Here is a 13,941-nt window from a genome sequence, read left to right as displayed (position 1 = left end):
CCCGCAAGCCTCGGGAGAGCACCCCGTATGTCGAAGATCCTTTTCGTGCTGACCGGCGTCGACCACTGGACGCTGGCCGACGGCACCCGGCACCCCAGCGGCTTCTGGGCCGAGGAGGCCGTCGCCCCGTACGAGGCCTTCCGCGCCGCCGGTCACGAGGTCGTCGTGGCCACCCCGGGCGGAGTCGTACCTACCGTCGACAAGGGCAGCCTCGCGGCCGAGGCCAACGGCGGCCAGGAGAACGCCGACCGCGTCGCGGCCGTCCTCGCCGGCATGGCCGAACTTCGGAACCCGGTCCGGCTGGAGGACGTGAACCTCGACGACTACGCCGCCGTCTTCTACCCCGGGGGCCACGGCCCGATGGAGGACCTGGCGGTCGACGCCGCATCCGGGAAGCTGCTCACCCTCACCCTGGAGAGCGGCAGGCCGCTCGGTGTGGTCTGCCACGGCCCGGCCGCGCTGCTCGCCGCGACCGGGGCCGACGGCACCAACGCCTTCGCCGGCTACCGGGTGGCCGCGTTCACCAACGCCGAGGAAACCCTGGGCGGTCTGGCCGAGAAGGCCAAGTGGCTCCTTGAGGACCGGCTGACCGAGGCGGGGGTCGACGTCCAGGTCGGTGAGCCGTGGGTGCCCAACGTCGTGGTCGACCGCAACCTCGTCACCGGCCAGAACCCGGCCTCCTCCGCCCCGCTCGCCGCCGAGCTGCTGAAGAAGCTGGGCTGAACCACGGCGCCGGCCGGTTCGACGAGGCCGGTCAGCCGAGGGCGCGGTCCAGGTTGAAGGCCGCGCTGATCAGGGCGAGGTGGGTGAACGCCTGCGGGAAGTTGCCCTGTTGCTCTCCGGTGTGGCTGATCTCCTCGGCGTACAGGCCGAGATGGTTGGCGTACGTGAGCATCTTCTCGAAGGCCAGCCGGGCCTCGTCGACCCGGCCGGCGTGGACCATGGCCTCGACGTACCAGAACGAGCAGATGGAGAAGGTGCCCTCGTCGCCGCGCAGCCCGTCGGGGCTCGCTCCCGGGTCGTAGCGGTAGACCAGTGAGTCGGACACCAGGTCCTGGGTGAGGGCATCGAGGGTGGACAGCCACTTGGGGTCGGTGGGCGCGATGAACTTCGTCAACGGCATCATGAGGACGGCCGCGTCCAGTACGTCGTCGTCCTCGTGCTGGACGAAGGCGCCCCGGGACTCGGACCAGCCGCGATGCATGATCCGCCGGTAGATGGTGTCGCGGGACTGGCGCCAGCGGGGCAGATCCGCGGGCAGGCCGCGCCGGTTGGCCGTGCGGATGGCGCGCTCGATCGCCACCCAGCACATCAGACGCGAGTACAGGAAGTTCTTGCGGCCGCCCCGGGTCTCCCAGATGCCCTCGTCGGGCTGGTCCCAGTGGTCGCACACCCAGTCCACCAGCGCGCAGACGTCGTCCCACTGGTCGCTGGAGATGGGCTTGGCCCACTTGTCGTAGAGATAGACGGAGTCGATGAGCGCGCCGTAGATGTCCAGCTGGAGCTGGTCGGCGGCGGCGTTGCCGATGCGGACCGGCGCGGAGCCCTGGTGGCCCTCCAGGTGGGCGATTTCACGCTCGGGCAGGTCGGTGCGCCCGTCGATGCCGTACATGATCTGCAGCGGGCCGGAGGGGCTGCCGTCGCCCGGAGTGATGTGCCGGGTCACGAAGTCCATGAACGCCTCCGCCTCGCCGGTGAAGCCCAGCCGCAGCAGCGCGTAGACGCAGAAGGCCGCGTCCCGCACCCACACATAGCGGTAGTCCCAGTTGCGCTCGCCGCCGAGCTGCTCGGGCAGGCTCGTCGTCGGCGCGGCCACGATGGCGCCGGTGGGGGCGTAGGTGAGCAGCTTCAGCGTCAGTGCCGAGCGGTGCACATGCTCCCGCCAGCGGCCGCGGTACTTCGAGGCGGACAGCCAGCGCCGCCAGTAGGCCACCGTGGTGGCGAACTGCGCCGCGGCCTCGGTCCTCGCGCACCCGCGCGGCGACACCTCGTCCCCGACCCGGTCCAGCGCGAACACCGCCTCCTCGCCCTCGGAGAGCTTGAACTCGGCCTGGGCGTCCGGGCCGTCGGTCTCGAGCGGGACGGTGGCGGTCAGTGCGAGCGTCAGCTCGGCGGACTCGAAGACCGCGACGTCGCCGGTCATCCGGACCGTGTGCGGGCGGGCGCCGTAGTCGAACCGGGGCGCGACGCGGGTGCGGAACGGGATGGAGCCGCGCACGCACAGCACACGCCGGATCAGCCGGTGGCGTTCGGCCTCGGCCGAGGTGCCGTCGACCGGCATGAAGTCCTGCACCTCGCCGACGCCGTCCTCGGTGAAGAAGCGGGTGATCAGAACGTTGGTGTCGGGGAAGTAGAACTGCTTGGTCTTCGCCGGGACGGTCGCCGTGAGCTCGAAGCGGCCGCCGCGCTCCGCGTCCAGGATCGAGGCGAACACGCTCGGGGCGTCGAAGGCTCCGCAGCAGTACCAGTCGATCGTGCCGTTGGTCCCGACCAGGGCCACACTGCGCAGATCACCGATCAGGCCGTGCTCGGCGATCGGCAGATAGCCCCCGGGCTCCCTCGGTGTTCCGCTCATCGCAGCCTCCCTGGCCCGATTCGCCCCCGATGTCAGCGTAGGCGGATTCGGGGGCGAGCGGGCTCGGACCGGGTTCAGCGTCCACGTCGCCCAGAACCGCGCGTGCGCACAGGTGCCGGTCGATCGTCGCATCGGCCCTCTGCCAGCCCGTGCGGACAGCCCGGGCCGAACCGGCGGGCGCGGGCTCAGACGGTGATGACGCCGATCCCCGCCTCCTCGAACCCGCGGACCGTGTCCGGTGTCGCCGCGGTGTCCGTGACCAGCGTGTTCACCGTCTCGGAGGCGCAGATCCGGGCGAACGCCCGCTGCCCCAGCTTGCTGGAGTCGGCGGCGACGACCACCCGCTCCGCGCGCTCGCACATCAGCCGGTTGATCGCGGCCTCCGCCTCGTCGTGCGCGGCGGCGCCGTGGGTGACGTCGAAGGCGACGACGCCCAGTACCGCCGTGTCGAGGGTGATCTGGCCGAGCACTCCGTCCGCGAGCGGTCCGATGAGCTCGTACGACTGCTGGCGGGCCACCCCACCCGTCACCACGATCTTGAACTGGGGACGTACGGCCAGCTCGTTGGCGATGTTGAGCGCGTTGGTGACGACGGTCAGCGCCGGCGAGCCGGACGCCAGGTCGCCGCGCACGGCCAGGGCCCGCGCCACCTCGGTCGTGGTCGTGCCGCCGGTCAGTCCGACCGCCTCGCCGGGGGCGATCAGATCGGCGACCGCCTTGGCGATGCGCTGCTTCTCGGACGCGTGCCGGGCCGTCTTGTAGCGCAGCGGCAGCTCGTACGACACGCCGTGCACGACGGCGCCGCCCCTGGTGCGCACGAGCATCTGCTGCTGGGCGAGCTGGTCGAAGTCGCGCCGGATCGTCGCGGCCGAGACCTCCAGCTCGACGGCCGCCTCCTCGACGTCCAGCCGGCCACGCTCGACGAGCAGTTCCAGCAGGGCCTTCCAGCGGGCGTCGCGCGACATCCGCATCCTCCGTCTCTCGATCTCCCGGCGACCTTAGCGCACCCGACCCTTGTGAGTTGTGTGCTTGATTATGCTTGAAAGACCGCTATATCGTGCAGAAAAATGCATCCATCCCACTCCAGGGGAGGGGTTCGGCATGACTCATGTCGAGGACGAACTGACCAGCCAGCCCGAGTGCTGGACACGCGCCGCGTCGGAGGCGGCCGGTCACCGTGAGGCGCTGCCGTCGCCGGGTGAGCGGGTCGCGATCGTCGGCTGCGGCACCTCGTACTTCATGGCGCAGTCCGCCGCGGCACTGCGCGAGGGATGCGGGCAGGGCGAGACGGACGCCTTCGCCGCCTCGGAGTTCCCCCACGGCCGTCCGTACGACCGGGTCATCGCCCTCACCCGCTCCGGCACCACCACCGAAGTGCTGGAACTGCTCGGGCAGTTGAAGGGTCGCGCGCGGACCACCGCCGTCACGGCCGACCCCGCGACGCCCGTCAAGGCAGCCGCCGACGACGTCGTCGTGCTCGACTTCGCGGACGAACGGTCCGTGGTGCAGACCCGTTTCGCGACCTCCGCGCTGACGCTGCTCCGCGCCCACCTGGGCCTGCACACCGACGCCGTGGTCGCCGACGCCCGTACCGCGCTCGCCGCCGACCTGCCCCAAGGGCTCGTAGGCTGTACGCAGTTCACGTTCCTCGGCCGCGGCTGGACCGTGGGCCTGGCCAACGAGGCGGCGCTGAAGGTGCGCGAGGCCTCACTCTCCTGGACCGAGGCCTACCCGGCGATGGAGTACCGGCACGGTCCCATCAGCATCACCACCCGGGGCACCGCCACCTGGATGCTCGGCGAGGCGCCGGAGGGCCTGGCCGGACAGGTGCGCGCCACCGGCGGCTCGTGGGTCTTCGGCGGGCTCGACCCGCTCGCCGAACTGGTCCGCGCCCAGCGCCTCGCCGTGGCCGTCGCCGCCGCCCGCGGTCTCGACCCGGACCGTCCGCGCCATCTCACCCGCTCGGTGATCCTCGCCCCCTGAGAGCCTCGACCCCCGGAAGGGACAGCCGTGCCCCTCGTGACCACCGGTGAACTCGTCACCCGTGCCGCCGCGGCGCGTTCCGCCGTCGCCGCCTTCAACATCATCACCCTGGAACACATCGAGGCCGTCGTCGCCGGTGCCGAAGCAGCGGGTGCCCCCGTCGTCCTCCAAGTCAGCCAGAACGCCGTCAAGTTCCGCCACGGACGGATGCTGCCGCTCGCCCGCGCGGCCGTGGCGGCGGCCGAACAGGCCGCCGTCCCGGTCGCGTTGCACCTCGACCATGTGCAGAGCGACGTCCTGCTGCGGCAGACAGCGGACGCCGGGTTCAGCTCCGTGATGTACGACGCCTCACGACTACCGTACGCGGAGAACCTCGCCGCGACCCGGAACGCCGCCGACTGGGCGCACGCCCAAGGACTGTGGATCGAGGCCGAGTTGGGTCAGGTGGGCGGCAAGCACGGCCGGCCGCCGCTCGACGCCCACGCCTCCGGAGCCCGCACCGACCCCGCCGAGGCCCGGGCCTTCGTCGCGGACTCCGGGGTGGACGCCCTCGCCGTCGCCATCGGCAGCAGCCACGCCATGACCACCCGCACCGCCACCCTCGACCACGGCCTGCTCGAACGGCTCGCCGCGGCACTGGACGTACCGCTTGTCCTGCACGGCTCCTCCGGAGTGCCGGACGGCGAACTGGTCGCGGCCGTCGCGGGCGGCATCACCAAGGTGAACTTCGGCACCGCCCTCAACATCGCCCTGACCGGCGCCGTCCGGGAGTTCCTCACCGCCCGCCCCGAGGCGGTCGACCCGCGCCTGTATCTGAGCGCGGGACGGGAGGCGATGGTGGGGGCGGTCACCGGGATCATCCGGACCCTCGCCCGGCCCGCGCCCTGATCACCTCTTGACGGCCTTCAGCACCACGAACTTCGGGTCGCTCGCCACCAGCCGGCTGTTGCCGAACAGCCGGCGCAGCTTCACGTGGTAGCCGAGGTGCCGGTTGCCGATCACCCACAGCTCGCCCCCGGGCCGCAGCACCCGCTTCGCCCCGGTGAACATCCGCCACGCCGTCGTGTCGGTCGTCGCCTGGTGCGAGTGGAACGGCGGATTGCTGAGCACGAGGTCGACGCTGCCGGCCGGAACCCCGGCCAGCCCGTCCCCGACCCGGAACTCGGCGTGACCGGGCACGCCGTTCGCCTTGTACGTCGCCTCCGCCGAGGCCACGGCCTGGAACGACTCGTCGACGAACAGCACCTCGCAGTCGGGGTCGGCGACCGCCATCGCCGTACCGACGACCCCGTTGCCGCAGCCCAGGTCCACCACGCGCCGGAACCCCCCGCCGGCCGGCAGATGCCCCAGGAAGAACCGGGTGCCGATGTCGAGGCGGTCCGCGCAGAACACGCCCGCGTGGTTGACGACGGTGCGCCCCGAGACCGGGCCGATGCCGTCCGGCAGCGTGTAGCTGTACGGCCATGGGCCCGCAGCCCGCTCCAGGGCGGGGTCCGGGGTGCAGAAGATCAGCCGGGCCTTCTTCTCGGCGAGCGACGTGCGGGTCGGCCCGAGGATCCGCTCGAACAGCTGGAGCGTCGAGGTGTGGATCTCCTTCACCATCCCGGTGCCGACGACGACCGTGCCCTCATGGACCGCGGGCGCCAGCCGCAGCAGCTGGTCCTCGAGGAGCGCCAGGCTCTTCGGCACCCTGACCAGCAGGACGTCGACCCGCGCGGGCGGAGGGTCCTGGGTGGTGAGCAGCTGCACCGCACCGGTCTCGACTCCGGCCCGCGCCAGGTTCGCCCTCGTCGCCTCCTGCGTGAGGAACGAGTCGGTGATCTGCACCGGCCGGTGCTCCGCCAGCGCACAGGCCAGGGCGCCCCAGCGGTCCCCGACGACCACGACCGTGCCGGACAGGGGGACCTTCTCGTCGGCCAGGTGCCTGAGCAGATACGCGTCGGACGCGTCCCAGGCACGCAGCCGGTCACGCGGGTCCTCGGGGAAGCGGGTCAGTGCGAGCTCGCCCCAGGGCGTCGTCATACGGTCGTTCATCGTGCGTCAAGGCTAGGGCCTGTCCGGCGGATCATGCTCCTCCACCTTGCAGCTGCACGCACCACACCCCGCCCACCTGCGCCGATCGGGCTCCGTTTGCCTCCCCGCGACCTGATCCGCCGGACAGGTCCCGACCGAGCCGCAGCTCAGGACCGGTCGGGCAGGATGGGAAGCATGGACGCCGAGCTGTTCCCCAGGAGGCGCACCCAGATCGCGCCGGGGGCGGTGCATCTGCCGGACTGGCTGGACGCCGTACGGCAGCGGGAGCTGCTGGACGCGTGCCGGGAGTGGGCCCGCCCGCCGGCCGGACTGCGCACGGTCCGCACACCCGGCGGCGGCACGATGACCGCCCGCCAGGTCTGTCTGGGCCGGCACTGGTACCCGTACGCCTACGCCCGCACCGTCGTCGACGGCGACGGCGCACCCGTGAAACCCTTCCCCCGGTGGCTCGGCGCCCTGGCCGAGCAGGCGGTCACCGATGCGCTCGGGGCCGCGACACCCCCGTACGACACCGCACTGATCAATTTCTACGACGGTGACGCCCACATGGGCATGCACCGCGACAGCGACGAGAAGTCCGACGCCCCGGTGGTGTCCCTGAGCCTTGGCGACACCTGCGTCTTCCGCTTCGGCAACACGCAGACGCGCACCCGGCCGTACACCGACATCGAGCTGCGCAGCGGAGATCTGTTCGTGTTCGGGGGAGCCTCCCGGCTCGCCCACCACGGGGTGCCGCGGGTGCATCCGGGCACCGCACCGGCCGAGTTGGGGCTGACCGGGCGGCTGAACATCACGCTGCGCGTCAGCGGTCTGTAGACCGTGGCGGCGGACGACGGAACTGCGGATCATGGGAGACTCGCCATCATGAGCGGCACGGCGGACCCCCGGCCGACGGGGGAAGGGACCACCTCGAGGACGCGGCTGGACCGGGGGCGCGGCGCGCTCGGACCCGCGTTGGAGCTCGTGCACACCGGACGTGCGCCGACCCGCGCCGTGCTCACCGCCGAGCTCGGGGTGACACGGGCCACGGCCGGCGCGGTGGCCGCCGAACTGGAGGCGCTCGGACTGATCCGGGTGGACGCCCGGCCGGGCGCGGCCGCCGGTTCGCAGGGCCGGCCCTCGCACCGGCTGGCGGTCGCCGAGGACGGCCCCGTCGTGCTCGCCGCGCAGGTGCACGCCGACGGGTTCCGGGCCGCGCTGGTCGGTCTGGGCGGCCGGATCGTCGCCACCGCACCCGGCTGCGAGACCGTCGACGAGGACCCGTCGAAGGTCCTCGGCTCCGTCGTGGAGGCGGGCGCCGATCTGCTGCGGTCGACCGGGCGGCGCTGCGTGGGCGCCGGGCTCGCCGTGCCGTCCGCCGTCGCCGAACCCGACGGACTGGCCCTGAACCCGCTGCACCTGGCCTGGCCGGTGGGCGCCCCCGTGCGGCGCACCTTCGCGGAGTGCGTCCGTGCGGCCGGGATCACCGGACCGGCGTTCGCCGCCAACGATGTCAACCTGGCCGCGCTCGCCGAGCACCGGCACGGCGCCGGCCGCGGTGCCCGGGACCTGCTGTGCGTGGCCACCGGGCACCGGGGTGTCGGCGGTGCGCTGGTCCTCGACGGGCGCCTGCACACGGGCAGTTCGGGCCTGGCCCTCGAAGTCGGCCACCTCACCGTCAATCCCGAGGGCCGCCCCTGCCACTGCGGCGGCCGCGGCTGCCTCGATGTCGAGGCCGACCCGCTGGCGCTGCTGACGACGGCCGGACGCGACCCGGGCCCCGAGATGTCGCTGCTGAAGCAGGCCAACGACCTCATCCACCACCACTACGACGACCCTGCCGTCCGCATGGCCGCCGAGGCCCTGATCGACCGGCTCGGCCTCGGACTCGCCGGTCTGGTGAACATCCTTAACCCCGACCGCATCATCCTCGGCGGACTGCACCGCACCCTCCTGGAGGCCGACCCGGACCGTCTGCGCGCGGTCGTCGCCGACCGCAGCCTGTGGGGGCAGAGCGGCGGCGTCCCCATCCTGGCGTGCACCCTCGACCACAACAGCCTCGTCGGGGCAGCCGAGTTGGCGTGGCAGCCGGTGCTCGACGACCCGCTGGGGGCGCTGTCCGGTGACTGAACGGCCGTCCGGGACCGGGGACGTCGACCTGCTGGAGGCCGAACGGCTCCGTCTCGTCGAGGTTGCCGCACCACCGGTGTCGCCCGAGGAGCGCGCGGCGATGAACCGGGCGTGGGACGAGGCGGTCGAGGCCAACCCGAGCCTCTTCGACGGACCCGTGGCGGTCTGTGCAGGGCTGGACCGGGAAGGGCCGGGCGATCTGCTCGTCTCCTGGTCCCGGACGACCTACCGGCACTTCGCCCTGCGCCGGGTGCCGGGCGCCACCCCCCTGCGCTCCCTCTTCGTGAGCGTGGTGCAGCCCGCCGACGACGGACGGGTGCTGGTCGGGCGGATGTCGTCGTCCACCGCCGCCCCCGGCCGCTGGCAGCTGCCCGGCGGATCCGTCGAACCGCCCGTCGGCCACGAGCCCCTCGACGAGGCCGCGCTGCGCCGTCATGCCGCCGTGGAACTGGCCGAGGAGACGGGCCTCGACACACCGCCCGAAGAGCTCACCCTGTGTCTGGTCACGCACGCGGAGAGCGGACAGGTGGGCATCCACTACCTCGCCCCGAGCAGGCCTGCCTCCGTGGTGCGTGAACGGTTCGCGGCGCTGGCGGCCACGGAGACGGCCCTGGGACGCGACCCGGAGTTCGACCGGATCGTCCTGATCGGCTCCCCGGCCGAGCTGACGGGCCTCGCCGGTCCGCACGTGGCCTACCTGGAACCCGTCGTCAGCCGGCACACGACCGCCTGAGCGCCCCGAGTAGGCTCGGAGCATGCGGATCTCCGTCTCCTCCGACATGGACGAACCCATGGCCCGCTCCCTCGTCGCCGAGCTGAGGGACCGCGGCCACGAGGTGGCCACGCACGGGGCGCTGAACCCCGGCGACGACCCCCGATGGGCCGTCTGCTCGGAGACCGCGGCCCGTGAGGTCGCCGCCGGTACGGCGGACCAGGCGGTCGTGTGCTGCTGGACCGGCACGGGCGCCTCGATCGCCGCGAACAAGGTGCCGGGCGTACGCGCGGCCCTGTGCACGGACGCGTACACGGCGGACGGCGCCCGGCGCTGGAACGACGCCAATGTGCTGGCCCTCAGCCTGCGGCTGACGTCCGAACCGCTGCTGAAGGAGATCCTCGACGCCTGGTTCGCCGCCGAGGCCGGCGAGGACACCGAGGACCGGGAGAACGTGGCCCACGTGGAACGCCTGGACCTCGGCAGAAACGCCTCCTAGCCACCGCCCGTCAGCCGCGCCGCGGTCTGGCGACCAACTCGCCGCCGCAGTTGGGGCAGACATCGCGCATCGACGCGCTGCACGGCACGCAGAAGGTGCACTCGTACGAGCAGATGCGGGCCGGGGCATCGGGCGGCAGCGCCGCCGTCCTGCAGCGCTCACAGTGGTCGCGCATCTCCAGCGCCATGCTGTCGTCCTCTCCTCGGGCCGGGCCCCTCGCCCGTCACACCTCGATCCTCCGCTCGCCCGCGGCGACCGAAAGCCTTCGCCGGGTCAAAGATCGACACGATCGGGCCACGGCTCCCGCCGACGCCCGCACCTCGCGGGAGCAGCCGACGGGAGCCCACGTACTCCCCGGGAGGTACACGCACTGCCGCTGACCGTACGACGACCCGGACCCCTCCTCCGCGCGAGTCTCGTGACATCACCCGCACACCGAACGACCTGGGAGATGACCCGAGATGCAGACCCTGGCGCACTGGGACGGCGGCCCCGGCCCGTGGATCCTGTTCTTCCCGCTGATCTGGGCGGCCGTCGTCATCGGAGTCCTGACCGTCCTGCGCCGCACGGTCTGGCGCGGCCGCGGCGGACCGTGGCGCGCGGCGGCCGGTCCCCGTCCGTCCGGCGACTCGCCCCTCGCCGTGCTGGCGCGCCGCTTCGCCTCCGGCGAGATCGACGAGGACGAGTACTGGCGCCGGCTGTCCGTCCTGGACGAGCAGTTCGGCCGTACCGTCGGCAAGGGCGGTGCGGTATGACGACCACGACCGACGTACGGACGGCCGCCCGGGTCGTCGACGCCGTGAAGGTGTACGGAACCGGCGGCACCGCCGTACGGGCCCTCGACGGAGTGAGCGTCGACTTCCCGGCCGGCCGCTTCACCGCGATCATGGGGCCCTCGGGTTCCGGCAAGTCCACCCTGATGCACTGCGCGGCCGGCCTCGACACGCTCACCTCGGGCACCGCGTCGGCTTCGTGTTCCAGGCGTACAACCTGGTGCCGACGCTGACCGTCGCGGAGAACATCACGCTGCCCCTCGACCTCGCGGGGAGCACAGGGGACCCGGAGTGGATCGACGCGCTCGTCGACGTCGTGGGGCTGCGCGACCGGCTCCACCACCGGCCCGCCGAACTCTCCGGCGGCCAGCAGCAACGCGTCGCCGTGGCGCGGGCGTTCGCCGGCCGGCCGGACGTCGTCTTCGCCGACGAACCGACCGGCAACCTCGACTCCCGCTCGGGCGGAGAGGTCCTCGCACTCCTCGGCCGGGCCGTGCGGCAGACGAACCGCACGGTCGTCATGGTCACCCATGACCCGGTCGCCGCCGCCCACGCCGACGAGGTCGTCTTCCTCGCCGACGGCCGGCTCGTCGACCGCATGACCTCCCCGACCGCCGACACGGTCCTGGACCGCATGAAAGCCTTCGAGGTGCCCTCATGACCGCCTCCGTACGCCTGAGCGCGTCCTGCCTGCGGGCCCACAAGCGGCGCTTCGCCGGGACCTTCCTCGCGGCGTTCCTCGGAGTCGCGTTCCTCGCCGGGACCCTCGTGATGGGCGACACGCTGCGCGCCAGTTTCGACACCATGTTCGGCGCCGCGACCAGCGGCACGGACGCCGTCGTCCGCAGCGCCGACGCCATCACCGCACCCGGCGAGAGCCAGGGCGTACGGCAGCCGGTCGACACGGACCTGGCCGGCACCGTCCGGCGGGTCCCGGGCGTCGCCGCCGCCGAGCCCGACATCCAGGGCGCGGGCCAACTGGTCGCAGCCGACGGCAAACCCATCGGCGGTCAGGGCCCGCCCACCCTCGCCGGCAACTGGATCACCGACCCGAAACTGAACGCCTACCGCCTCGCCGAGGGCCGCGCCCCGCTGAAGTCCGGCGAGGTCGTCGTCAACCGCGGTGCCGCGAAGAAGGGCGATCTGAAGATCGGCGACACGACGACCCTGCGCACACCCGACCCCGTCAAGGTGACGATCATGGGCCTCGCAACCTTCGGCGGCGAGGACGGGATGGCGCAGGTGACCTTCACCGGCATGACCCGGGCGGACGCGGAGAAGTACCTGACCGCCCGCGCGGGCCAGGCGGCGAGCATCCGAGTCCGCGCCGGGCCGGGCGTCGGCCAGCAGGAACTGGTCGACCGGCTGACTCCGGTGCTGCCCAAGGGGGTCGAGGCCATCACCGGTCAGGAGTCGGCCCAGGAGAACACCGACATGATCTCCAGCCAGTTCCTGACCCTCTTCACCACTTTCCTGCTGGTGTTCTCCGGCATCGCCCTGCTGGTCGCGACCTTCTCCATCCACAACACCTTCGCGATCGTCGTGGCCCAGCGCACCCGTGAGAACGCCCTGTTGCGCGCGCTCGGCGCCTCCCGCCGCCAGGTCACCGCCTTCACCCTCGTCGAGGCGGGCGCCGTCGCTGTCACCGCGTCGGTGGCCGGCCTGGCAGGCGGCATCGGCATCGCGGCCGGGCTGCAGGCACTGTTCCCTGCGATCGGATTCCCGTTCCCCGAGGGCGACTTGGTGATCAGCGGTCTGTCCATGCTGCTGCCGTCGGCGGTCGGCGTCGTGGTCTGTCTGGGCTCCGCGCTGCTGCCCGCCGTACGCGCCGGCCGCACCGCCCCGCTCGCCGCCCTGCGCGAGACGGCCGTCGACCAGTCCGGCGCCTCCCGCCTGCGCGCGGTCACCGGCATGGGACTGGCCGCCCTCGCGGTCGCCGTGACGCTCACCGGCGTTGTGGTGTCACCGTCCCTGTGGCTGGCGGGACTCGGCGCCGTGCTCGCCCTCGCCTCGTTCGTGGTCCTCGGTCCGGTCGCCTCCTCCACGGCCGTACGGATCCTCGGCGGCCCCCTCGACAGGCTGCGCGGCGTCACCGGCGGGCTCGCCCGGCGCAACGCCCTGCGCAGCCCGAAGCGGACGGCCGCCACCGCCGGCGCCCTGATGATCGGCGTGGCCGTGGTCTCGCTGTTCACCGTGTTCGGCGCCTCCCTGAAGGCGACCATGGACCAGACCGTGTCACGGTCCTTCGCGGGCGACGTCGCGGTGAGCACCCCCTCCTTCGGCGCGGGCGGCAGCGGACTGAGCCCCCGGCTCGCCGCGGCGGTCCAGCAGCTGCCGCAGGTCGACACCGCCGTCGGCCTCGGCCGCGGAGTCGCCGAAGTCGACGGCAGGGGACGGGCGCTGACCGTCACCGATCCGGTCGCGCTGGAGCGCACCTTCGACCTCGGCGAGGTCCGGGGTTCCCTGAGCGCCCTCGGCACCGACGGCCTCGCCCTCACCGAGAAGGAGGCGGACAGGCTGGGCCTGACGACGGGTGACACGACCCGGCTCGCCTTCACCGACGGCCGGCGGGAGGCCTTCACCGTCCGTGCCGTATACGACCGGTCCGAACTCGCCGGCGACTACGTCATCACCCGCGCCGCCTGGGCCCCGCATCGCACCCAGGACTCCGACACCCTCCTCGCCGTGTCCTTCGAGGACGGCGTCGGCACCGACGAGGGCAAGGCCGCGGTGCAGAAGGTTGCGGCGCGATACGGCAATCCGGAGGTGCAGACCCGGGACGAGTACGCGCAGTCCTCGGCCGCCGGCATCGACATGATGCTGACCCTCGTCTACGCCCTGCTCGCCCTCGCCGTGCTCATCGCCCTGCTCGGCATCGCCAACACGCTGACGCTGGCGATCCACGAACGCACCCGGGAACTGGGCCTGCTCAGGGCCGTCGGACAGACCCGGTCCCAGCTGCGGGCCATGGTCCGCTGGGAGTCGGTCCTGGTAGCCGCCTTCGGCACGGTCGGCGGGCTCGGCCTCGGCGCCTTCCTCGGCTGGGTGCTGGTCGAGGCCTCCGACGGGGCGAGCGACAGCGTCTTCGCCTTCGCGATGCCACCCCTCCAGCTCACCGTGGTGGCGCTGGTGGGCCTGACCGCAGGAGCCCTGGCGGGCCTGCGCCCCGCTCGACGCGCGGCACGCCTGGACGTACTGAGGGCAGTCGCCACAGAGTGACCCAGGCCAGCAGGAAGGCCACCAAAGCCAACGGCAG

General features: G+C 72.6%; 13 protein-coding genes and 1 pseudogene. 10 read left to right on the top strand and 4 right to left on the bottom strand.

Features of this window, described 5'->3' with window-relative positions:
* Nucleotides 1-27: 27 nt before the first annotated feature.
* Nucleotides 28-723 carry a type 1 glutamine amidotransferase domain-containing protein gene (locus F7R91_RS10135; protein ID WP_150946740.1) on the top strand — a complete coding sequence of 232 codons (696 nt, stop codon included), beginning with the start codon at nt 28-30 and terminating at the stop codon, nt 721-723.
* Between the two features lie 31 nt (nt 724-754).
* Here the strand turns inward: F7R91_RS10135 and F7R91_RS10130 are convergent, their stop codons facing one another.
* Together F7R91_RS10130 and F7R91_RS10125 are read right to left on the bottom strand one after the other, a co-directional pair.
* Nucleotides 755-2,575, bottom strand: coding sequence for a glycoside hydrolase family 15 protein (locus tag F7R91_RS10130; RefSeq protein WP_150946738.1), 1,821 nt, complete (start codon nt 2,573-2,575; stop codon nt 755-757).
* A gap of 185 nt (nt 2,576-2,760) precedes the next feature.
* Nucleotides 2,761-3,540, bottom strand: coding sequence for a DeoR/GlpR family DNA-binding transcription regulator (locus F7R91_RS10125; RefSeq protein WP_150946736.1), 780 nt, complete (start codon nt 3,538-3,540; stop codon nt 2,761-2,763).
* Between the two features lie 136 nt (nt 3,541-3,676).
* Here F7R91_RS10125 and F7R91_RS10120 point away from each other — a divergent pair, with 136 nt between their 5' ends.
* Both F7R91_RS10120 and F7R91_RS10115 read left to right on the top strand, forming a co-directional pair.
* Nucleotides 3,677-4,558 (top strand): SIS domain-containing protein, encoded by an 882-nt coding sequence (locus F7R91_RS10120; RefSeq protein ID WP_150946734.1) that lies wholly within the window; start codon nt 3,677-3,679, stop codon nt 4,556-4,558.
* Nucleotides 4,559-4,585: 27 nt separating this feature from the next.
* On the top strand, nt 4,586-5,446 hold the full coding sequence (locus tag F7R91_RS10115) for a ketose-bisphosphate aldolase (RefSeq protein WP_150946732.1): 861 nt from the start codon (nt 4,586-4,588) through the stop codon (nt 5,444-5,446).
* Here the strand turns inward: F7R91_RS10115 and F7R91_RS10110 are convergent, their stop codons facing one another.
* Complete coding sequence (locus tag F7R91_RS10110; RefSeq protein WP_150946888.1) at nt 5,447-6,580, bottom strand: methyltransferase; 1,134 nt, start codon at nt 6,578-6,580, stop codon at nt 5,447-5,449.
* A 186-nt stretch (nt 6,581-6,766) separates the two neighbouring features.
* Here F7R91_RS10110 and F7R91_RS10105 point away from each other — a divergent pair, with 186 nt between their 5' ends.
* The 4 genes from F7R91_RS10105 to F7R91_RS10090 are packed head-to-tail and all read left to right on the top strand — an operon-like array spanning nt 6,767 to nt 9,912.
* Nucleotides 6,767-7,408 (top strand): alpha-ketoglutarate-dependent dioxygenase AlkB family protein, encoded by a 642-nt coding sequence (locus F7R91_RS10105; protein ID WP_150946730.1) that lies wholly within the window; start codon nt 6,767-6,769, stop codon nt 7,406-7,408.
* A gap of 48 nt (nt 7,409-7,456) precedes the next feature.
* Nucleotides 7,457-8,701 (top strand): ROK family protein, encoded by a 1,245-nt coding sequence (locus tag F7R91_RS10100; protein WP_150946728.1) that lies wholly within the window; start codon nt 7,457-7,459, stop codon nt 8,699-8,701.
* Nucleotides 8,694-9,434 carry an NUDIX domain-containing protein gene (locus F7R91_RS10095; protein WP_225320588.1) on the top strand — a complete coding sequence of 247 codons (741 nt, stop codon included), beginning with the start codon at nt 8,694-8,696 and terminating at the stop codon, nt 9,432-9,434. Before F7R91_RS10100 ends, F7R91_RS10095 begins: the two co-directional genes overlap by 8 nt.
* 22 nt (nt 9,435-9,456) lie before the next feature.
* The gene (locus F7R91_RS10090; RefSeq protein WP_150946726.1) at nt 9,457-9,912 is read left to right on the top strand and encodes an RpiB/LacA/LacB family sugar-phosphate isomerase; all 456 of its coding nucleotides are present in this window, start codon (nt 9,457-9,459) and stop codon (nt 9,910-9,912) included.
* Between the two features lie 10 nt (nt 9,913-9,922).
* Here F7R91_RS10090 and F7R91_RS10085 read toward each other — a convergent pair whose 3' ends face one another.
* A complete protein-coding gene (locus F7R91_RS10085) occupies nt 9,923-10,099 on the bottom strand; it encodes a DUF1272 domain-containing protein (protein ID WP_150946724.1) in 177 nt (58 codons plus the stop codon).
* 274 nt (nt 10,100-10,373) lie between these two features.
* Here F7R91_RS10085 and F7R91_RS10080 point away from each other — a divergent pair, with 274 nt between their 5' ends.
* The 3 genes and pseudogenes from F7R91_RS10080 to F7R91_RS10070 all read left to right on the top strand — a co-directional run bounded on the left by F7R91_RS10080 (nt 10,374) and on the right by F7R91_RS10070 (nt 13,904).
* On the top strand, nt 10,374-10,667 hold the full coding sequence (locus F7R91_RS10080) for an SHOCT domain-containing protein (RefSeq protein WP_150946722.1): 294 nt from the start codon (nt 10,374-10,376) through the stop codon (nt 10,665-10,667).
* A pseudogene (locus F7R91_RS10075) lies at nt 10,664-11,346 on the top strand (ABC transporter ATP-binding protein). Before F7R91_RS10080 ends, F7R91_RS10075 begins: the two are co-directional and overlap by 4 nt.
* Entirely contained in the window at nt 11,343-13,904 is a 2,562-nt protein-coding gene (locus tag F7R91_RS10070; RefSeq protein WP_150946720.1) for an ABC transporter permease, read from the top strand. The pseudogene F7R91_RS10075 and the gene F7R91_RS10070 overlap by 4 nt, the downstream one beginning before the upstream one ends.
* Nucleotides 13,905-13,941 lie beyond the last annotated feature (37 nt).

Source organism: Streptomyces luteolifulvus, from assembly GCF_008806595.1.
GTDB lineage: Bacteria > Actinomycetota > Actinomycetes > Streptomycetales > Streptomycetaceae > Streptomyces > Streptomyces luteolifulvus.
The sequence above is the reverse complement of the archived record's forward strand: the minus strand, read 5'-3'. Positions and strand labels throughout refer to the sequence as shown.